Origin of the sequence: Pseudovibrio ascidiaceicola, from assembly GCF_900114245.1 — a bacterium.
Classification (GTDB): domain Bacteria; phylum Pseudomonadota; class Alphaproteobacteria; order Rhizobiales; family Stappiaceae; genus Pseudovibrio; species Pseudovibrio ascidiaceicola.
Genome location: NZ_FOSK01000001.1, coordinates 115,394 through 133,410, shown reverse-complemented (window position 1 = coordinate 133,410; position 18,017 = coordinate 115,394). Strand labels below are relative to the sequence as shown.

Here is an 18,017-nt window from a genome sequence, read left to right as displayed (position 1 = left end):
AACTGGTGAAGCGCATACGGGAAAGCTCAGTGCCTTGCCTTGGGGTTCGGGAATGACAAAGGCAATGGGTACACAAACAGAGCTTCAGCTTTCGGCTGGGCGCACGGCTGTCATTGGTGCATTGCTGGTTACGATTGGCCCGCTTTCCATGGCGCTTTACACGCCCGCTTTGCCGACATTGGCGGAAGTGTTTGGGACGACAGCTGCTGTCGCTAAGCTGACACTGACGGTGTATTTTGCTGGCTTTACGCTGGCTCAGCTGTTGTGTGGACCTCTTTCTGATGCGTTTGGGCGCCGTCCGATTATTCTCGGGTTCTTCAGCCTATATTTGCTTGGCAGTCTTTTGGCGTGGCTGGCGCCGAACATTGAAATGCTGCTGGTTGGCCGTCTGATACAGGGGATCGGTGCTTCCAGCGGAATTGCTGTGGCACGTGCGATTGTGCGGGATCAGTTCTCTGCTGAGGCTGGTGCGCGGATTATGAACTTGCTGGCTGTGATGCTGGGGATCGGGCCAGCTATTTCTCCTACAATTGGAGCTTTAACGCTCAGCGCGTTCGGGTGGCAGGCGATCTTTATTCTGATGGTGATCTATGCCGGGTTTATCCTACTGCTAACGCTCACTGTTTTGCCGGAAACCAACCCCTACCGAGATGTGAAGCTTATTCGGCCGAGGCAGATGGCGTCTTCTTATTGGACGCTACTAAGGTCCTTTGAGTTTATGCAGCCCTCATTGATCCTCGGATTTACTATTGGCGTAATCTATACGCTCTCAACGGTTCTGCCGTTTGTTTTGATTGAGCGGCTTGGGTTGACGCCTTTGCAGTTCGGCATGGGGATGGTGCTTCAGTCAGGCTCGTTCTTTGCTGGTGGCGTGGCCACTCGGCTGCTTCTACGGCGGCTCAGCACAGAGGCGCTTCTTGGGCCGGCGCTGGTTTTGTGCGGCTTGGGTGGATTGGCGCTGTTTACAGTCACGCAGCTTGAGTATCTGAGCTTTCTAAGCATCATGATCCCTATTGGTGTGTTTGCTTTTGGCGCTTCAATGGCCCTACCGGCGCTCTCTATGCGAGGAATGGAGCCGTTTCCCAAGATTGCAGGTGCTGCTTCTGCTTTAATGGGCTTTATGCAGATGGCAGGTGGATTTCTGGGAAGTCTGGTTACCGCAATTGTTGTGCCAGATCCTGTGACCGCTCTTGGCGTTGTGATGCCTGGAATGGCCTTTCTTGCGCTGTTCCTGTTTGTGTTGCCGGTAAAAAAACGAGACGTGGAAGAACAGTCTGTCAGTCCTTAAAAGCACGCTGATCTGATCGCTATGCAGTAAATATCGGCCATATCTTGTAGCGGGTAGAAAAGGTCTTTTGATTTTTGCTGGAAACAAAGGCAATGGGAGGCTATGAGGGGCCAGAAATTGGGAGGGAACCCTTATGGCAGAGTTTGATCATGGATTGCTGGAAAGCTCTCAGCGTCCGCTCGTCATGGGCATATTGAATGTAACTCCAGACAGCTTTTCTGATGGCGGTCAGTTTGATGCGCCAGCAGTGGCGTTGGCGCACGCGATTGAGATGGTCGCTGAAGGGGCTGACATTATTGATGTTGGCGGTGAGAGCACGCGGCCCGGAGCGACGGTAGTTCAGGAGCAGGACGAGCTGGAGCGTGTTCTGCCAGTTCTTGAGCTGATTAAAGAACTGCCGGTGCTGATTTCCATTGATACCTATAAGGCGAGAGTTGCTGCTGAGGCTTGCAAGGCCGGAGCGCATATCGTGAATGACGTTTGGGGTCTACAGAAAGACCCTGAAATGGCTGGTGCTGTGGCGGATGCTGGTGTGCCGGTGGTTATGATGCATAACCGTACTGAGGTGGATGAGCAGCTGGATATCATGAGTGATATCGACCGCTTTTTTGAAAAATCCCTCAAACTAGCCGCTGATGCAGGCATTCCCAAAGAACATCAGATTCTGGATCCTGGTTTTGGGTTTGGCAAAACCCTGGAGCAGAACTATCAGATCCTGAGCCAGCTCTCGGAGCTTGGGAAATTCGGTCGTCCTGTCCTTGCGGGAGCTTCTCGTAAGCGGATGATTGGATATGTGTTGAATAATGAAGCGCCAGAGCGTATGGCTGGATCGCTTGCAGTACATACGCTGGCTCTGCAAAACGGAGCACAGATCCTGCGAGTGCATGATGTGAAACCGCACGTGGATGCAGTACGGATCTTCCAGGCGATGAAGGAACTAGGCGTGAAAATGGATTCTTGAATACTGCCTTACTTCGAGTGTTTCAATCTCAGTAGAGTTCGCTATTAAGAAAATTCCACTTATAGAAGAGCCGTTTATAGTTCGTCGAAAACACTCTCCAGCATAAAATATAGTCGATGTGTAGTATACATTTAAAAGTGGGTAAAAGTAACCGAATGTTACTTGGTTCGTTTGTGCTTAGCTTCTATACTCCCCTATAATTAAATGGATAATATTAATGGTCAAATCATCTGTAAGTGCAGAGGTGCGTGTTCGTTTACGCAGTTGTGTTTCGTATGGATATGCCTAGCAACTTATTGTCAGCGTAGTAATGATTTGGCCAAAGTAAAGAGGTTGGTCCAAGTGACTAATAAAATTGGCTTAACATTAATACTGGCTCTGTTTTCGTTTGGAGTTGTTTTCTCATTTAAACCAAGCCCAGAGTTATTTTCAGAAATGGGACCCTTTGAATTGGCTCAAGCCCTTCTCATGGTTGCAAGTTTAGTTATTTGGTGGAGGTTAGCAATCGTTAGGAAGAGGGAAACTTCACGAGATGATAACATTCACTACACGATAGCTATTTTTTTTGCGGTGCTGAGTTTTGTTGTGGTTGGGCGAGAAACCTCTTTTCTAAAGGTGTATGGAGCAGGAGAAAATCTTGAACTTGGACTTATGCTGCTAACCACTGTGATTGCAGTTTCGATCTTGGGGGTTCTTTCTTTACAGTGGTTTCGTACACCGCGCAATACTTGGAGGATTTTTCGAGCTTTTATCTCTACGCCTAATTTTTTCTGGGCTATTTCCTCCTTTGTTTTCATTCTCATGGGGGACTTTTTTGAGAAGGAATGGCTCCCAATTCAGTTTAATATTGTTTGGGAAGAAACATTTGAGTTGATGGGATATTTTGCTATTGTGGTGGCAGCTTTGGTTTCTGAGAGGAGCATTGTTCCCCATGAAGTTTATGAGCAAGAAATTGCAATAAATAAGGCTCTCTCTTAGGAGGGCCGTATTTAAAAACTAAAAAAGCGGCCGAATAATTAATAATAACTAGGCAGCAGCCAATAATGACAAAAGAAAAAATTGTTGCAGCTCTAGGTTTGGGCTCAAATCTTGGCGATACGAAAGCGAATATCGACGGTGCAGTAGTCGCATTGAATGCTGTCGACGGAATCTCAGTTTTGCAGAAATCATCTGACTATCGGACCCCGCCGTGGGGGCCTGTGCCACAGGATGATTACCGCAATTGTTGCATTACCGTGGAGACGGTTCTTTCTCCGCGTGCGCTTTTGAATGCAGGCCTTGACGTTGAGAAGCAGTTGGGCCGTGTGCGTGATGTGCGCTGGGGCCCACGGACGATTGATATCGACCTGCTGATCTATGATCATGCAAGCGTTGAAGAAGAGGGACTGCAAGTGCCTCATCCGCGTATGGGCGAGCGTGCCTTTGTACTTATTCCGCTTGCAGAGATCTGGCCGGAGGCACCGCTATTGGACGGGCGAACCGCCGCAGAAGCGTTGGAAACCTGCGGAGAGAAAGAAGGCATCTACAAACTGTAGATGCCTTGTGTTTGATCAGGCCGTTTTCATTCTGGCGACCAGATTATCTTTCAGAACGAGCTGATGATACAGTGCTGCGATGACGTGCAGTGCGAACGATGCAAGCAAGACTGGGGCCGCAAAGCCATGGATTGCAGCTGGCGGGATGGTGATATTTTCTGGCCAGGCTTGCCAGTCCCCTGCCATCGCGAGCTCCATTAGGCCTGCAAAGAGTGACATGCTCATGCCAGAGATGACCAGGGCTAGCGGTGCGAGGTAGAGAAGCAAGTGAACCAGCTTGGATAAGCTGATCATTACGACACCCCATTTAGGGTCTGGCTTTGGCCGAGCGTGCTTGATCAACAGAACTATGCGATAGATCAGGAACAGGCCAGTCAGAGCGCCTAGCCCCGCATGAGCCATGAAGACATTGAGCTTCTCAGGCGAGATTGCGCTTCCTTCGAGAACTTTTCCCAAAATGAAAACAGCAATGATGGTGACGGCGAACAGCCAATGGAGGATGATTGTCGGGCGGCTATATTTTTGTGGTGATGACATTGGGCTTACCTTTGGCGATAGGAATATAGTGATTTTAGTTTACATGTAAATTAGATGTCAATAATATAATCAAGTCTAAATATTCAGGAATCCGATGACTGAGAAGATCTCATACCTGCCTTCGATGGGCCGATTGCTCAACACGTTGTCTGAAGCAGCTTGCAGCATTGCTGAGGACTACTTACGTCCGCATGAGATTTCGCTGGCGCAGTGGGTCGTGCTTTCCGCGCTGTGGCGGCAGGATGGATTGAGCGTTTCGGAGCTGTCGGAGTACTCGAGCAAGAAGGCGGCTGCGCTTTCTCGATTGCTGGATCGCATGGAAAGCAAAGGGTTGGTCAGTCGTAGTGCTGTTGAGGATGACAAACGATCTGTGAAAATACACCTGACGGACAAAGGGCAGGGGTTGTCTCATCTTATTGATATGTACAGGCACGTGAACGGAGTTTTGCTGTCAGATCTATCCGAAGCTGAGAAGGAACAGTTGTTCCCTATGTTGGAGCGTATGCTCAAAAGCGTTCAGGTAAAATCCGGAAAGTTGTGAAATCTGAACCTGATGCTAGCGTTCTCTGTCAAAACAGCAGGTGCCTTCGAAAAGAAAATTCATAGAATTTGCATTTTGCTCTTGAAGCTACAGCGACTAGAGGTCTTATCTTCTCTTGCAATGAAGAAATTGCATGGAGTGGATCATGTCCAACGCGGAAGATCGAGGCCAGAAACTCTCTCCGGATGAGATTGAAGAACACACCAAGAAGAGTTGTTGTTCCAGTAAAGCCGAACAATCTCAGGAAACTGAAGATTCTTGCTGTTCAGGCAATGATGCTGCGCAAGAGAAAGAGACTTCTTGCTGCTCCTCCGACCATGATAGCCCCAAAGAGGATTGCTGCAGTTCTACTGAAGAACATGAACATACGCATGCACACAAGCATGAACATGTACATGCTCACACGGGGTGCGGATGCTCCAGTCAGAGCGAAGCAGCTATTCCTGATGTGACCAACTGGAAAGGCGCTCGTTCTTTCCGGGTTGAAGGCCTGTGTTGTGCAGAAGAAATGAGTATTCTGCGCCGTGTTGTTGGCCCTGTTGTTGGTGATCCTGAATACCTTGCCTTTGATGTCTTGAATGGGAAAATGATTATTTCCCCTGTTGCACGTGATGTGGCGGATGATCTGATCATCAAGGCTGTCAATACCACGGGCATGAAGGCTGCTCTGTTTATTGAACAGGAAGCAGCTGATGCGCGTGCAAAGCAACACAGGCGGTTGGGGTCATTTACGATTGCCAGTGGTTTGTTCTGGGCAACGGCGCTTATTGTGCAAGCGGTTCTGTTCTTTTCCAGCACCAATTCTACAGATGTGTTTAGTGTGTTTGACTCCGTTCCAACGGGTCCTGTTGAAGTGCTTTACATGCTTGCCATTGTGGCTGGCCTTCGATTGGTGGCGCCGAAGGGCTTGTATGCAGCTAAGACATTACGGCCTGATATGAACCTGCTGATGCTGGTTGCGGTTGCTGGTGCTATCGGGATTGGTGAGTGGTTTGAAGGCGCAACGGTTGCCTTCCTGTTTTCTCTCTCGCTCTATCTGGAAAGTTGGAGTGTTGGGCGTGCGCGCAAGGCTGTTGCAGCGCTTATGGATATTGCCCCAACCGTTGTCCGTTTGCTCAATCCAAATGGTACTGAAGAAGAAGTTCCTGCCAACAGTGTGAAGCCTGGCGCGACGTTTATTGTTCGTGGTGGAGACCGTATCCCTCTAGATGGTGTCGTGCGCAAAGGTGTAGGCAGCGTTGATCAGGCTCCTATCACGGGTGAAAGTGTGCCGGTGATGAAAGAGGCTGGTGATGATGTTTACGCTGGTACCATCAACGGTGAAGGGAGTTTTGAAGTAGAAGCGACCAAGGGTGCTGATGACACCATGCTTGCCCGCATCATCCGTATGGTCAGCGAGGCACAGGCCCGGCGTGCAGCTGCAGAGCAATGGGTTGAGAAGTTTGCCCGTGTTTACACACCAGCGGTGATGGTTCTTGCGATTTTGCTCGCTACGGTTCCGCCGCTGCTGTTTGGTGCGGCCTGGATGGACTGGTTTTACCGTGCACTTGTGCTGCTGGTCATCGCCTGCCCATGCGCGCTGGTTATCTCGACGCCGGTCTCAATCGTGGCTGGTTTGACCTCAGCCGCTCGCAATGGTGTGCTGATTAAGGGCGGTGTTTTCCTTGAATTGCCAGCGCGGTTGAAAGCTTTGGCCTTTGACAAGACTGGCACCATTACCAACGGTCTGCCGACTGTGACTGATGTTTATCCGTTGTCTGGCCATAGCGTTGAGGAGCTTCTTACACGTGCCGCTTCATTGGAAGCTCGAAGCTCTCACCCACTTGCTGAGGCTATACTGACACGTGCCAAGGAAGATGGTGCTGAGTATCAACCTGCTGAGAACGTTGAGTTGTTGCCGGGGCGTGGCCTTTCTGGCCAGCGTAATGGCAAGAGCTACTGGCTGGGATCTCGCCGGTTCTTGAATGAAAAGGACTTTGAGATTGGCGAAGCTGATGCGAAGGCGCGTGAGCTTGAAGCCGAAGGGAAGACGGTTGTCGCTGTTGGTACTGACGCGCATGTCTGCGGGTTGATTGCTCTGGCTGATACCGTTCGCGATACAGCGGAAGAGCTGGTGTCTCAGCTACACAAAGCTGGCGTTGAAAAGCTGGTGATGCTGACCGGTGATAATAAGGCGACTGCAGAGCGTGTTGCGTCTTCTGTCGGGATTGATGAGGTGCGTGCTGAGTTGCTACCGGAAGATAAAGTGGCAGCCGTTGAGCAGCTCTCTCATGAGTATGAGACAGTTGCGATGATTGGCGATGGTGTGAATGATGCACCTGCGATGGCACGGGCCAGCTTTGGCGTTGCGATGGGGGCGATTGGCTCTGATGCTGCCATTGAAACCGCTGACATCGCGTTGATGAAAGATGACCTTTCCCGCTTGCCGTGGCTTATTCACCATTCCAAACGGACGCTCCAGATCATTCATCAGAACATCGCATTTGCTTTTATCGTGAAGGGTATTTTGGTGGTGCTGACCGCAATGGGCTTTGCCAGTCTTTGGGCAGCGATTCTGGGTGATGTTGGAGCCACGCTGATTGTGGTGACCAATGCTCTGCGATTGCTGAAGGATAAAGCGTAATAGCCAAAAGAAAAGCCGAGGTGATTTGCCTCGGCTTTTTATCTCTTACTTTATGTAGAGCGCAGTTTCATTTGCGATCTGAATGTTTTTGTTGCGCGCGGCACCCATAATCAGGAACCAGTCGATCAACGTCCAGATGCCGAGTGCACCGAGTGTGATGAGCTTGAGGATTCCAAGGCCGATCTGTCCGGTATAGAAGCGGTCAATGCCGAAGCTGCCAAGGAACAGGCCAAGCACGAGTGCTACAACTGGGTTTTTTTCTCTGCCAGCAAACATCACGTCAAAGTCAGACTGTTTTTCAGCTGGGACGTTATCTCTCAGTGCTTTCAACTGCATAAAGTAATTTGCTTTGTTCATAATTCACCTTTCAATTGCACAGGTGTGCGGGTGCAAATTCTTGATTGAAGAAGTAGCTTTTATATCTTCTGATTTGCAATCTGCAAGCGTTATATCGGGTTCTTCCTATCTGAGAAATTACCTATATATTACAGAGTATTAGCCTCTGGATGAAACTCTCTGTAAGAATGAGAAATGTATTCCCTAACGAGACCCTTTCGGGGAAGAGGGCTTGTCGATCCACCATCCTCCTGAACCTTTGCCAGCAACAATCCAGTAGATGAAACCTGCAATAAATCCGGCGGAGGCGGCGATGGATGAGCCGGGGCGGAAGCCTTCGGATGCGGGTGTTGGGGTTGCAGAACCTGGTGTTGAGTAAGCGATGAAACTGCCAGCCTCGTTGGATGCATAAAATAAGTCAGCCGGAAGAGCGCCGCCAATGCCCCAGAGTACCAGTGCGATAAGACCGCCTGCGGAGACGTGGTAGATAACACCACGCCATTTCATGAGTTCTGCAAAGCCAATTGCGAAACCGCTTGGTATGAGAGAGAGGGCACCAATTGCGCTTGCAGAGATGATGGTACTCCAAGTGATCACCAGCAGCTGAATAATGTCAGCCTCTGGCCCACCGTGAACGCTCAAAGTTCTGAAGAAGCCCCAGGACAGAAACAGACCTGCTGCAATAATTGCGAGTGAGAAACCAAGAGCAATCCGGAGTAATTGTATGAAAAGCTTGGTTCCGTCGATCATTGTGCAGTCCTTTATGATTGTCTTTGGTGTCTCGGAAAACGGCTCACCCAGAATACACCAAGAGCTACTGAGCAAATGAGGATTTCAAATGCAAATGTCCAGTGCAATATGAAGCTCCAAATATAGTTGTCATAGATAGCTGGAATTTTGACCAGTTCAACTTGAAGTTTGGAAAATGGTGCAAGCCAGAACAGGGGAGCTGCAATACTATCAAGGACCATATGTAAAAGGCCGCCAATACCAAGGCCAAGTGGAATGACTCCAACACGGAAGTTCCGATGCAAAAGGATGGCAGACAGAGCAATAAGCACCAGCCATGTTATCGGCCAGTGAGTAAGGTAGTGTCGGTGGTGGGTGCTCTGATTGTCTATGAGATAGAAATAGAGCATGTCAGCGTCAGGCAAGACGCTGCCAATTGAGATCCAAATGACGAGCTGCTTAGATTTTTGATCGAGGTATTTGCTTGCCGCTTTTCCGAGTAGATAGCCAGCGGGTAAATGGGCAATAAACATGATTGAAACCAATAGACTATGAAGTTCTAAGAAGCTTCAATCATGACTGTGGCGAGAGTTTGTGATGATCACAAAAACACGCGTGTTCGCACAAACGATCAGGGTTTCAGCTGTTCTCTGTTCTGGTCAGCAGCATGGCTACGCTGATGAAGTGGAAGTCGTAGAGGTGTGGAGCCTCGCGGATGCGCTCTTCGCCTCGGGCATAGATGCTGTCGAGGAGCTCGCTGAGGTTTGGCGTGCCTGAGAGAGCGGCCTGTAGTGGAGCTTCAGTGAAGGCTCGGTAGAAGTTCACCATTTGCTGGGCGTAGGCTGAGGCGTCGTTGTCTTGCTTGTACTGATCAACAAATGAGACAGGTGTTTCATAGCATTCTGCTTTGTCTATCGTGAACAGGTGAGATAGCGAGCCACCCTCGGGATTTACTGGGGCTGTGAGCTGCTCCAAGTTGCGTATATAGACAGGATGATAGTAGCGCTCGTAAGCATCTTGAGAGATTGAGTGGTTGGCGACGTGATCAAGCAAAGACAGATTGAACAAGTTCACTATCCCGTCTGCGGTTGAGACATGTTCATTTCTACCAACGGTTTGCAGCAGGAGTTTGCCGCCTGGCTCAAGCTCATTTGCCCGTGCCTTCAAAAATGTTTCCAGATCATAGGCAGCCTGTTTCTCGAAGTTTTCTTTATCCTGTGCTGAAACTGAGCCTTTCTCGGTAGCGAGGCTCGGGCCGTTTGGTAGAACGTAGTCGGGTAGACGTTCCAATGGGCGCTCTGAGAGGAACACTGTGGCGTTGAAGGATGTGGCCAGATGGGTGGAGCTGGGAGGCAAAAGCTGGTTGAACATGGAACCACCTACAATACTGCCAAAAACAGTTGGGTCGGTGTAGGGCGGCTGGGCACGGTTGCCGATGGCATTAAGCAGGGTGGAATAATCGTTGCTGGGGAGGTCACTATGGATTGTCTGGATCGAGTTGCTCCCACGTTGTCTGGCAGCTTTAGTGAGCTGCGCCATGATCTGCATTGAGTTTGCACCCTCAGAACATCCGTAGTCTACAAAACGCAGGAGAGAACCATCGTTTGGCATTGGTAGGCTGGCCATGGCTTCATGCAGCCATGGATACACATAGGCAATTGTGGCTTGTTGTGGTGTGGAGTTTTTGTTGTAAAACCCCTTGCCTTTCATGCCAGTGGTTGTGGCGTGCTGTTGAGAGGGATGTGCTTTCTCGGTCATTGCATTGATGTCCAGTTGCTTCATCTGTCCTGAATGGGACGATAGCCGGACTCCGTGCATATGACGTGAATGAGACAAAGAAGGCCGGCGTTTCAGACAAACGCCGGCCTTCTTTTTGCATTCATGCTTTATTTTGCTCAGGCTTCGCCTTGAGCCTGTGCTTTCTCCAGCGCTTCACGCTCAGATTTGCGGAGACGCTCGGATGCTGACTTCAGCTGACCACAGGCTGCAAAGATATCGCGTCCGCGTGGTGTGCGGATTGGCGAAGCATAGCCTGCACGGTTCACAACATCTGCGAACTCTTCGATCTGTTCCCAATCAGAGCACTCATACGGAGAGCCCGGCCATGGGTTAAATGGCAACAGGTTGATCTTTGCCGGGATGCCTTTGAGCAACTGAACCAGTTTCTTTGCATCTTCCAGGCTGTCGTTTACGCCCTTCAGCATCACGTATTCGAAGGTGATGCGTTTTGCGTTGGACAGGCCTGGATAGTCACGACATGCCTGAAGCAGCGTTTCCAGATTGTACTTCTTGTTGATTGGAACCAGCGTGTTACGCAGCTCGTCATTCACAGCATGCAGAGAGATTGCCAGCATGCAGCCGATTTCATCACCTGTTCGTGCGATCTCTGGTGTTACACCAGATGTCGACAGGGTGATGCGGCGCTTGGAGAGGGACAGGCCGTCTCCATCAGAGGCGATCAAAAGCGCTTTCTTGACGTTTTCGAAATTATAGAGCGGTTCGCCCATGCCCATCATCACGATATTGGTGATGCGACGACGGTTGGATGTGGATGCATCCAAGCCACCTTCCGGTGCATCTGCATCCGGGAAGTCGTTGAGGCGATCTTTTGCGAGCATGAGCTGCGCAAGGATCTCTTCAGCTGTCAGGTTGCGAACCATCTTCTGTGTGCCGGTGTGGCAGAACGTGCAGGTAAGGGTACAGCCGACCTGAGAGGAGATGCATAGTGTACCGCGATCTTCTTCCGGAATGTAGACGGTTTCGACTTCAACTGGCTTGCCAGCGCCGCGTGATGGAAAGCGGAACAGCCATTTACGGGTGCCATCAACGGAGATCTGTTCAGTGACGATCTCTGGACGGGCAATGGTAAAGGCAAACTCCAGCTTAGTGCGCAGGTCTTTTGAGACATTGCTCATTTTGCCGAAATCGGAAATGCCCCGGACATAGAGCCAGTGCCACAGCTGGTTGACGCGCATGCGGATCTGGCGCTCAGGGACTCCAACTGCAGCAAGGGCATTGCCTAGTTCTTCACGGTTTAAGCCGATCAGAGATGGCTTTTCTTCCTGCGCAGGAATGGTTGCAGGAGAAGGGTTTGCTGCGCTGGTTGCCGCCGGATCAGCGGATTTGTGCGCGATGTCTAACGATACCGCCATGGTCATTCACCAGTTTTTCTTAGATGCTTGGCTTTAAGCTTATGTTCTTTGCGTATTCAAACCCGAAAAATGTGCCTCACTTTTCGGCAATACGATCTAGCAGGAAAAATAACAGGTTATGTGTACCCGTTGCTCGCCGCTAAAAATGCGAGAGGCGGTCGCCAGCAGCAACCGCCTACGTATTCGGCACGCTTATAGCCGAAATCGCTTAGTTTGAACATCCCAGATCTCAAATTGCGTGGCGGCAAGCTGGCGCAGGCAAGAGAACTCTGTAAATTCAAACAATTTCGGGCATCAGAACCTTATTGGCAGGCGCTGGATGCGTCTCTGACAGCAGCAGTGATGCCGCTCAAAGAGAATTTGTATGAGGTTTGGGTGCCACGTGCGGACTGACCAGAAATAGACATGGAACTGCCTGCTTTCATTGCGTCAACCAAACGCTTTTCTTCCGCAGCGTTCTGAACCCATGCGCCGTCACCTTTGGTGAACATGGTGAACTGCTGACCATCAACATTGGTCGTGACCAAGGAACCTTCTTTAAATGGATAACCCACTATAAAGCTTGGTTCATTGGCAACGCCTTCACTTGGACGGGTAGAAACGAAGAAGAAAACTTCTCCATGGTTTCTATCAGTCGGCAGTGACTGTGTTGGTGCGGAAATGGCATAACACACCTTACCACCGCTCTGGGTGTTAAAGGTGTAAGTTGCCCAATCCTTGTTTTCTTTCAAGAGGGCAGGAGACTGCGCATTTGCAGTCGCGCCCGAGATACCAAGAGCCATAAAGGCAGTTATCAGGATACGTGCTTGCATCTTCTCCAAACCGCGTTGCGTACGACAAAATCTGAGATTCTGTGCGAAAACCCATAAAACTTAATGTTAGGGTTACTTTAAAGATGGTTACAAAAGGGTTGATACCCTGTTTTTACAGAGGCAAAAAATTATTTGCCTTTGAACCGCTCTATGAATGCTGCCATCAGAAATCTGGCGGGAGTGTGGCACGCACAGCCATAATATCAAGCGTAAAGCCACTAATGAATTTCTGTTTTAAGTGATCGAAGACAGTAGATATGCAAGTTAATTTTCGATTGTATTTAACGCGCTAGTAAATAAGGGCTAATCGCCTTTAAAAGCTCAGATTTTCCGGCTTATTTTCAAACTAATTGGCAGCATTTCACCCAGTAAAAAATATGGGCACCTTTCCACATAGTGTGCACAGATTGAGAGAAAATGCGAAGTGTGGAGCCTCAAAGAATTACGAATTTGTAATGTGGTAGAGACCGGGCGTGGGAAAGGGAAACACCTTAAAAATTTATACAAGGCATTTGCTATGGTGAGAAATAAAGGTTGCCGTTTCAGAGTATGTATCAGAAATGGCAACCGTATTTCGAATCACTCATGGGTTGCTATCGAAGCCGGGAACTTTTCGGCCGCTTCGGAAAATCGGGGCTCCGTGAATATGTTCCAGTAACGGATCTTTTGGGGCGCCTGCAGTGAGAGAACGCTCAGCGTACTTTCCGTGTGCCATATAGCGGTCATACAAGACCAGAGCGGCAGCTACACCAACATTCAAGCAGAATTTGGTTGGGATTTTGACGATGTAATCGCAACGATCTTGCATCTCTTGCGAAAGAGAGCCGCGTTCCGGACCGAGGATATAAGCTGCTTGCAACGGATGCCCAAAGCTTGGAAGTTCGATTGCATCGTCGGTGAGCTCAACACCAACCATTTTACAGCCACGTGGGAACTGCATCTCATCAACTGAGTTCCATGCGAAGTAGGGCAGATGGTCCGGGCTCTTGGATGTATCAGCCTTCATCGCTTTACCAAGGCTTTTGATGTGCGCGTCGACTGTAAAAAAGTAACTTGCTCCGAATGCATGACCAGTACGCATCAGCGTGCCAACATTCATGGATTTGGAAAGCCCTTCAGAGCCAATAGCAAAATAACCGCGCATGCCCAGTTTTTCTCGTTGTTAATGTTGTGCGCTTCATACCTCCAACTGTGGTGTTACCGCAAGTGTAGCGGCATGTATGGGCGGTTTAATCGTAAAATGACACCAAAGGCGGCTTTGAGATTTTGTAGTTGCCCGTGTAATTTTGGAGGTCAGAGAGAGGGCCACATTTTATGAAAGCTGTTATCTGCAAAAAACTTGGGGGGCCGGATGATCTGGTCGTTCGAGAGTTGGACGACCCGAGTGTTGGAGCTGGAGAGGTGTTGGTTCGTGTGAAAGCGGCGGCACTCAATTATTTCGATACTCTGATCATTCAAGGAAAGTATCAGTTTAAACCGGAGCTCCCGTTTTCGCCCTCAGGTGAGATGGCAGGCATTGTTGAGGCCGTCGGTGATGGTGTTGCGCGGTTCAAGGTTGGTGATCGGGTGGCCTCCTACGCAAAATGGGGTGCTGCAAGAGAGCTATATGTTGCCCCTGAGCATGAACTGGTGCAGGTGCCGGATGAGGTCTCGCTCAAGCATGCAGCTGGACTTTTGATCACTTACGGGACGGCTATTCACGGCCTTCGCAGCCGGGCGCGGTTACAGGCGGGTGAGACGGTTGCCGTTTTGGGTGCGTCTGGTGGAGCAGGGCAGGCGGCTGTGGAGGTCGCCAAACTGATGGGTGCTCGGGTAATCGCTTGCGCGTCTTCGGAAGATAAGCTTGCTCACGCAAAAGCTTGTGGCGCTGATGTTTTGGTCAACTATTCTGAGGGTGGTCTGAAGCAGAAGCTGAAAGACCTGACGGATGGCAAAGGGCTTGAGGTGGTCTACGACGTCATTGGCGGGGATCATGCTGATGATGCATTAAGAGCAACGGGGTGGCGTGGACGTTATCTGGTTGTTGGATTTGCCTCAGGAACGATCCAAAAGATCCCGGCGAACCTTACTCTGCTGAAAGGCTGTGACGTTCTTGGCGTGTTTTGGGGAGAGGCAGTGGTTCGTGAGCCTGAAGAGCATCACAAAGATTGTGAGCAGCTGTTCCAATGGGTTGCTGATGGGCAGCTGAAACCGCATATCCATGCAGAGTATCCGCTGGAAGACATTGCGTTGGGATTGGAGGAGATCTCAAGCCGCAGAGCCAAAGGGAAAGTGCTGCTTATTCCTTAAAAGGTGCAAATAGAAAAAGCGGGAGATGCTCCCGCTTTTCATCGTTAAATGGTAAATCTGTTTCCGTGGGATCAGGCTTCCAGCACAGCCATGACTGGTGCATGGTCGGATGGTTTTTCCCAACCGCGTGCGTCGCGTATAATCTGGACGTCTTTGGTGTGCTGCGCTGTTTCCGGGGTCATCCAGACATGGTCGAGACGGCGACCTTTGTTGGATGCGGACCAGTCTTTGGCGCGGTAGCTCCACCAAGTGTAAATCTTCTCATCCATCGGCATGTGTTTGCGCATGGTATCAACGTAGTTGCCAGCTTCGCGCACATCTTCGAGGCGTTGGCACTCCAGTGGTGTATGCGAAACGACTTTGATGAGTTGTTTATGCGACCAAACGTCATTTTCGTAAGGTGCGATGTTCAGGTCTCCAACAACGACTGACTGGCCGTCGAAGCCTTTGAACCAGCTTTCCATTTCATCAAGGAACTTGAGCTTGTGAGCGAACTTGTCGTTGACTTCAGGGTCCGGTACGTCGCCGCCTGCTGGGACGTAGAAGTTATGGATGCGAACTTTACCACCGTTAAATGCAACATCGGCGGCGATGTGGCGGGTGTCGCCCATCTCGCAGAATTCTTTGCGCTCTACGTTCTCCAGCGGCACGCGTGAGAGAAGGGCAACACCGTGGTAGCCCTTTTGACCGTGTACCTCTACATGACGATAGCCCAGCTTATTGATTGCAGCCGTTGGGAAGCTTCCATCCGGGCACTTTGTTTCCTGCAGGCACAAAACGTCAGGGGCGTGATCCAGTAACATTTTCTCGACAATAGGAAGGCGGAGGCGGACTGAGTTAATGTTCCACGTTACAATCTTGAGGCGGTTCGTCATGGGGGCGTGTTTACCTGCTTTGGAGAATCATACCTCAAACCTAAGGCTTAGGCGGGGTTCTGGCTAGAAAAACTGATGTGAACGATGAATTTGTTCACGTTATATTCTTCAAAGCAAGACATAAATTGCTTCTAAAACCCGATGTTTTGTCAGCGCACGTTGTTAGCCCCTTGGTGGCACTCTTCTCCTAATTATGCTGGCTGTTGGTTTTGGCCAGCCTGCAATTAGGACTAGGGTCAAATGAAATACGCAATGCTTGTAGGCTGTTGTCTGGCAGCAGGTGTCGTGGCTCAATCTGTGAACGCAAACAGCTTGTCTACGCGTTCCGGGTCCGTTGATTATCCCGGATTCCAGCAGGTTCAGTTCAATGAGCGCAGCAATATTATCCCACCCATCAAGCCTTTAGATCGCCCAGTTGAGCCGGGAGATAGTTTGAGGCCAGGGCAAGCACAGCCTTACTTACCAACGGATCGGGATGCGGATCATTCGCAGTTTAACCCTCCTCCGGGAGCTTATCCTGCAGGATCTGCACGTCCGGGTTCTTTGCCTCCACCACTTCCGGGTCCTTCAGGACCTCTGCCTGCAGCTCCACCGATTACAGGCTTGCCTCCAAGTCCAGGATCACCTGGTTCACCGGGATTTAGTGGGCCATCCTACGGGGGGCCTTCTTATGGCCGGTAATACCTTAGAGAGTCTGGAGGGGAGCATTATGAAAGTTTTGGCTTGGGTGATTGCTGGTCTTGTTCTTCTGGCCGTCCTTATTTACTCTAATGCTGCCTTTGCACAGCGCGGACACGCCGGATACACCACCAATGGCGTAAACATGAGGACAGGGCCTGGAACCAGATATCCTGTCATCACGACAATACCGGCGGGCGGTGTGGTTTTTATCAATTACTGCACCAAGAATGGATCGTGGTGTGACTTGACATTCCGAGGTGCTCCGGGGTGGGTTTCTGCCAGATATATTCGATATGGAGTTGAAGGGCCGCACTATTCCCGCACGCTTCCTTATGTTGCACCGTATGTAGGCTTGCCGTTTATCTATCGACGCTATCCTATTTACCCGCGTTATCCGCATTGGCGCCCATATCCGCGTCCACGGCATGAGATCCCGGCTTACCCATTGCAGCCGTCACGGCCAATTGAGGTGCCTGCTGTGCCATTGAGACCAGCGCAGCCAATCGCACCGCCAATACAGCCATCTATCCCGCTAACGCCAGCTGAGCCGATTGCGCCGCCGTCAATACCAGCAACGCCATTGTCTCCTGCCCGATAGAAGAGAGCTCACGAGATGTCTCGTGAGCTCCTGTTTCTCTACAGCTTATGCTGCCAGCTGACTTCGTGGTATTCGAAGGCGTTTCCGGCTTTGCGAACATGGCCCAGGCCGGGGAAGTCATGGTGGATGCCGACGACTGGTGTTCTATCCGCCGAAACCTGATCCAGTATTCTGCGCCGTGTTTGTCGAGCTACTTCCTGATCTGTGTCGAATGCAATCGTCCAATCTGGATTGGCAAACTGGAGCCCGATGGAGTGTATCGTGTCGCCCCAGATCAGCACTTCTTCATTATTGGAGTGAATGCGGATGCCCATATGTCCGGGTGTGTGACCGGGGAGAAAGACAGCATCCAGCCCCTTGATGAACTCGCCATCTTTGCTGATGAGTGTTTTGCGGTTTTCATAAGGCTTTGAAACGTTCTGAGCGAGATCGACGAAATGCTGGAGGTCTTTGGGGAACTTTGAGCGTGTGCCTTCATCATGCCAGAAGTTGTATTCGACCTCATGAACGATGAACTCCGCGTTTGGGAAGAGCTTTTCGCCCGATTTGGAGATCAGCCCCCCTACGTGATCGATGTGTAGATGCGTGAGCACTACAGCATCTACATCAGAGGCGTCATAGCCAGCTGCTTTCAGGTTTTGATGGAAACGGCCAAGTGTCGGGCCCATTAGATCAGCGGTGCCAGTATCGACCACTACCAACTTGTCGCCCGTATTAATGAGATATCCGTTTACAGAGATAGACATGTCCGCTGTGTTGGGGCTGAGGAAATTTTGCTTTAGAGTCTTCTCAGCTACCTTTTGGTCAAACCCAATGACCAATGACGGATCTAAACCCAAGTGTCCGTCCAGAATTGCTGTAACTTCAATGTCTCCTACCGAGAAGCGATAGATGCCGGGAACCTGTGTTCCGATTTTGGGCGCTGCTGCGAGCGCAATAGATGACATTGCCGGGGCAACTGCACCTGCGCCCGCAATGGACGCGGCTGCGGATATAAAAGATCGGCGTGAAAGTGTCATGAAAGGCTCCTCATTTACAAGCATGAGAGCAATATTGTGGG

19 protein-coding genes are annotated in these 18,017 nt (G+C 50.3%); 9 read left to right on the top strand and 10 right to left on the bottom strand.

From position 1 onward, the window contains the following. The first annotated feature begins 52 nt into the window (after nucleotides 1-52). The 4 genes from BM231_RS00665 (at nucleotide 53) to folK (ending at nucleotide 3,784) form a co-directional block, all read left to right on the top strand. On the top strand, nucleotides 53-1,288 hold the full coding sequence (locus tag BM231_RS00665; RefSeq protein WP_093515998.1) for a multidrug effflux MFS transporter: 1,236 nt from the start codon (nucleotides 53-55) through the stop codon (nucleotides 1,286-1,288). A 133-nt stretch (nucleotides 1,289-1,421) separates the two neighbouring features. After that, a complete protein-coding gene (folP, locus tag BM231_RS00660; RefSeq protein WP_093515996.1) occupies nucleotides 1,422-2,249 on the top strand; it encodes a dihydropteroate synthase in 828 nt (275 codons plus the stop codon). Between the two features lie 342 nt (nucleotides 2,250-2,591). After that, nucleotides 2,592-3,227: a hypothetical protein gene (locus BM231_RS00655; RefSeq protein WP_139226325.1), complete on the top strand. Its 636-nt coding sequence runs from the start codon at nucleotides 2,592-2,594 to the stop codon at nucleotides 3,225-3,227. 65 nt (nucleotides 3,228-3,292) lie between these two features. After that, entirely contained in the window at nucleotides 3,293-3,784 is a 492-nt protein-coding gene (gene folK / locus BM231_RS00650) for a 2-amino-4-hydroxy-6-hydroxymethyldihydropteridine diphosphokinase (protein WP_093515992.1), read from the top strand. A gap of 15 nt (nucleotides 3,785-3,799) precedes the next feature. Here folK and BM231_RS00645 read toward each other — a convergent pair whose 3' ends face one another. After that, nucleotides 3,800-4,321 (bottom strand): cytochrome b, encoded by a 522-nt coding sequence (locus tag BM231_RS00645; protein ID WP_093515990.1) that lies wholly within the window; start codon nucleotides 4,319-4,321, stop codon nucleotides 3,800-3,802. Between the two features lie 94 nt (nucleotides 4,322-4,415). On the opposite strand from BM231_RS00645, the gene BM231_RS00640 reads away from it, so the two are divergent. Together BM231_RS00640 and BM231_RS00635 are read left to right on the top strand one after the other, a co-directional pair. Further along, a complete protein-coding gene (locus BM231_RS00640) occupies nucleotides 4,416-4,862 on the top strand; it encodes a MarR family winged helix-turn-helix transcriptional regulator (RefSeq protein WP_093515988.1) in 447 nt (148 codons plus the stop codon). Nucleotides 4,863-5,007: 145 nt separating this feature from the next. Then, nucleotides 5,008-7,485, top strand: a complete 2,478-nt coding sequence (locus BM231_RS00635) for a heavy metal translocating P-type ATPase (protein WP_208859963.1) — start codon at nucleotides 5,008-5,010, stop codon at nucleotides 7,483-7,485. A 45-nt stretch (nucleotides 7,486-7,530) separates the two neighbouring features. Here the strand turns inward: BM231_RS00635 and BM231_RS00630 are convergent, their stop codons facing one another. The 7 genes from BM231_RS00630 to BM231_RS00600 all read right to left on the bottom strand — a co-directional run bounded on the left by BM231_RS00630 (nucleotide 7,531) and on the right by BM231_RS00600 (nucleotide 13,658). Beyond that, nucleotides 7,531-7,842 carry a TM2 domain-containing protein gene (locus BM231_RS00630; protein ID WP_093515985.1) on the bottom strand — a complete coding sequence of 104 codons (312 nt, stop codon included), beginning with the start codon at nucleotides 7,840-7,842 and terminating at the stop codon, nucleotides 7,531-7,533. Between the two features lie 183 nt (nucleotides 7,843-8,025). Continuing rightward, entirely contained in the window at nucleotides 8,026-8,571 is a 546-nt protein-coding gene (locus tag BM231_RS00625; protein WP_093515984.1) for a translation initiation factor 3, read from the bottom strand. A gap of 11 nt (nucleotides 8,572-8,582) precedes the next feature. Then, nucleotides 8,583-9,083: a metal-dependent hydrolase gene (locus tag BM231_RS00620; protein ID WP_093515983.1), complete on the bottom strand. Its 501-nt coding sequence runs from the start codon at nucleotides 9,081-9,083 to the stop codon at nucleotides 8,583-8,585. Between the two features lie 106 nt (nucleotides 9,084-9,189). Then, nucleotides 9,190-10,332: a class I SAM-dependent methyltransferase gene (locus BM231_RS00615; protein ID WP_208859962.1), complete on the bottom strand. Its 1,143-nt coding sequence runs from the start codon at nucleotides 10,330-10,332 to the stop codon at nucleotides 9,190-9,192. A 113-nt stretch (nucleotides 10,333-10,445) separates the two neighbouring features. Next, the gene (rlmN, locus tag BM231_RS00610; protein WP_208859961.1) at nucleotides 10,446-11,702 is read right to left on the bottom strand and encodes a dual-specificity RNA methyltransferase RlmN; all 1,257 of its coding nucleotides are present in this window, start codon (nucleotides 11,700-11,702) and stop codon (nucleotides 10,446-10,448) included. 302 nt (nucleotides 11,703-12,004) lie between these two features. Beyond that, a complete protein-coding gene (locus tag BM231_RS00605; RefSeq protein WP_063286442.1) occupies nucleotides 12,005-12,484 on the bottom strand; it encodes an invasion associated locus B family protein in 480 nt (159 codons plus the stop codon). A 613-nt stretch (nucleotides 12,485-13,097) separates the two neighbouring features. Further along, entirely contained in the window at nucleotides 13,098-13,658 is a 561-nt protein-coding gene (locus BM231_RS00600; RefSeq protein WP_063308858.1) for an RNA methyltransferase, read from the bottom strand. A 170-nt stretch (nucleotides 13,659-13,828) separates the two neighbouring features. Here BM231_RS00600 and BM231_RS00595 point away from each other — a divergent pair, with 170 nt between their 5' ends. Further along, the gene (locus tag BM231_RS00595; protein ID WP_093515981.1) at nucleotides 13,829-14,803 is read left to right on the top strand and encodes an NADPH:quinone oxidoreductase family protein; all 975 of its coding nucleotides are present in this window, start codon (nucleotides 13,829-13,831) and stop codon (nucleotides 14,801-14,803) included. A 71-nt stretch (nucleotides 14,804-14,874) separates the two neighbouring features. Here the strand turns inward: BM231_RS00595 and xth are convergent, their stop codons facing one another. Beyond that, nucleotides 14,875-15,678: an exodeoxyribonuclease III gene (gene xth / locus BM231_RS00590; RefSeq protein ID WP_181952053.1), complete on the bottom strand. Its 804-nt coding sequence runs from the start codon at nucleotides 15,676-15,678 to the stop codon at nucleotides 14,875-14,877. Nucleotides 15,679-15,918: 240 nt separating this feature from the next. Between xth and BM231_RS26820 the strand changes: the two genes are divergently transcribed. Both BM231_RS26820 and BM231_RS00585 read left to right on the top strand, forming a co-directional pair. After that, nucleotides 15,919-16,359, top strand: coding sequence for a hypothetical protein (locus BM231_RS26820; RefSeq protein WP_139226324.1), 441 nt, complete (start codon nucleotides 15,919-15,921; stop codon nucleotides 16,357-16,359). A 28-nt stretch (nucleotides 16,360-16,387) separates the two neighbouring features. Further along, entirely contained in the window at nucleotides 16,388-16,957 is a 570-nt protein-coding gene (locus tag BM231_RS00585) for an SH3 domain-containing protein (RefSeq protein WP_208859959.1), read from the top strand. A 38-nt stretch (nucleotides 16,958-16,995) separates the two neighbouring features. On the opposite strand, the gene BM231_RS00580 is transcribed toward BM231_RS00585, so the two are convergent. After that, a complete protein-coding gene (locus BM231_RS00580; RefSeq protein ID WP_093515977.1) occupies nucleotides 16,996-17,976 on the bottom strand; it encodes an MBL fold metallo-hydrolase in 981 nt (326 codons plus the stop codon). Between the last annotated feature and the right edge of the window lie 41 nt (nucleotides 17,977-18,017).

What these genes read in the sequence shown, in the direction of transcription:
- BM231_RS00605 (WP_063286442.1), bottom strand. Translation starts at nt 12,484, where the DNA reads ATGGCTCTTGGTATCTCGGGCGCGACTGCAAATGCGCAGTCTCCTGCC.
- BM231_RS00615 (WP_208859962.1), bottom strand. Translation starts at nt 10,332, where the DNA reads ATGAAGCAACTGGACATCAATGCAATGACCGAGAAAGCACATCCCTCT.
- xth (WP_181952053.1), bottom strand. Translation starts at nt 15,678, where the DNA reads ATGACGAACCGCCTCAAGATTGTAACGTGGAACATTAACTCAGTCCGC.
- BM231_RS00645 (WP_093515990.1), bottom strand. Translation starts at nt 4,321, where the DNA reads ATGTCATCACCACAAAAATATAGCCGCCCGACAATCATCCTCCATTGG.
- rlmN (WP_208859961.1), bottom strand. Translation starts at nt 11,702, where the DNA reads ATGGCGGTATCGTTAGACATCGCGCACAAATCCGCTGATCCGGCGGCA.
- BM231_RS00600 (WP_063308858.1), bottom strand. Translation starts at nt 13,658, where the DNA reads ATGCGCGGTTATTTTGCTATTGGCTCTGAAGGGCTTTCCAAATCCATG.
- BM231_RS00620 (WP_093515983.1), bottom strand. Translation starts at nt 9,083, where the DNA reads ATGTTTATTGCCCATTTACCCGCTGGCTATCTACTCGGAAAAGCGGCA.
- BM231_RS00635 (WP_208859963.1), top strand. Translation starts at nt 5,008, where the DNA reads ATGTCCAACGCGGAAGATCGAGGCCAGAAACTCTCTCCGGATGAGATT.
- BM231_RS00630 (WP_093515985.1), bottom strand. Translation starts at nt 7,842, where the DNA reads ATGAACAAAGCAAATTACTTTATGCAGTTGAAAGCACTGAGAGATAAC.
- BM231_RS00640 (WP_093515988.1), top strand. Translation starts at nt 4,416, where the DNA reads ATGACTGAGAAGATCTCATACCTGCCTTCGATGGGCCGATTGCTCAAC.
- BM231_RS00585 (WP_208859959.1), top strand. Translation starts at nt 16,388, where the DNA reads ATGAAAGTTTTGGCTTGGGTGATTGCTGGTCTTGTTCTTCTGGCCGTC.
- folP (WP_093515996.1), top strand. Translation starts at nt 1,422, where the DNA reads ATGGCAGAGTTTGATCATGGATTGCTGGAAAGCTCTCAGCGTCCGCTC.
- folK (WP_093515992.1), top strand. Translation starts at nt 3,293, where the DNA reads ATGACAAAAGAAAAAATTGTTGCAGCTCTAGGTTTGGGCTCAAATCTT.
- BM231_RS00625 (WP_093515984.1), bottom strand. Translation starts at nt 8,571, where the DNA reads ATGATCGACGGAACCAAGCTTTTCATACAATTACTCCGGATTGCTCTT.
- BM231_RS00580 (WP_093515977.1), bottom strand. Translation starts at nt 17,976, where the DNA reads ATGACACTTTCACGCCGATCTTTTATATCCGCAGCCGCGTCCATTGCG.
- BM231_RS26820 (WP_139226324.1), top strand. Translation starts at nt 15,919, where the DNA reads ATGAAATACGCAATGCTTGTAGGCTGTTGTCTGGCAGCAGGTGTCGTG.
- BM231_RS00665 (WP_093515998.1), top strand. Translation starts at nt 53, where the DNA reads ATGACAAAGGCAATGGGTACACAAACAGAGCTTCAGCTTTCGGCTGGG.
- BM231_RS00595 (WP_093515981.1), top strand. Translation starts at nt 13,829, where the DNA reads ATGAAAGCTGTTATCTGCAAAAAACTTGGGGGGCCGGATGATCTGGTC.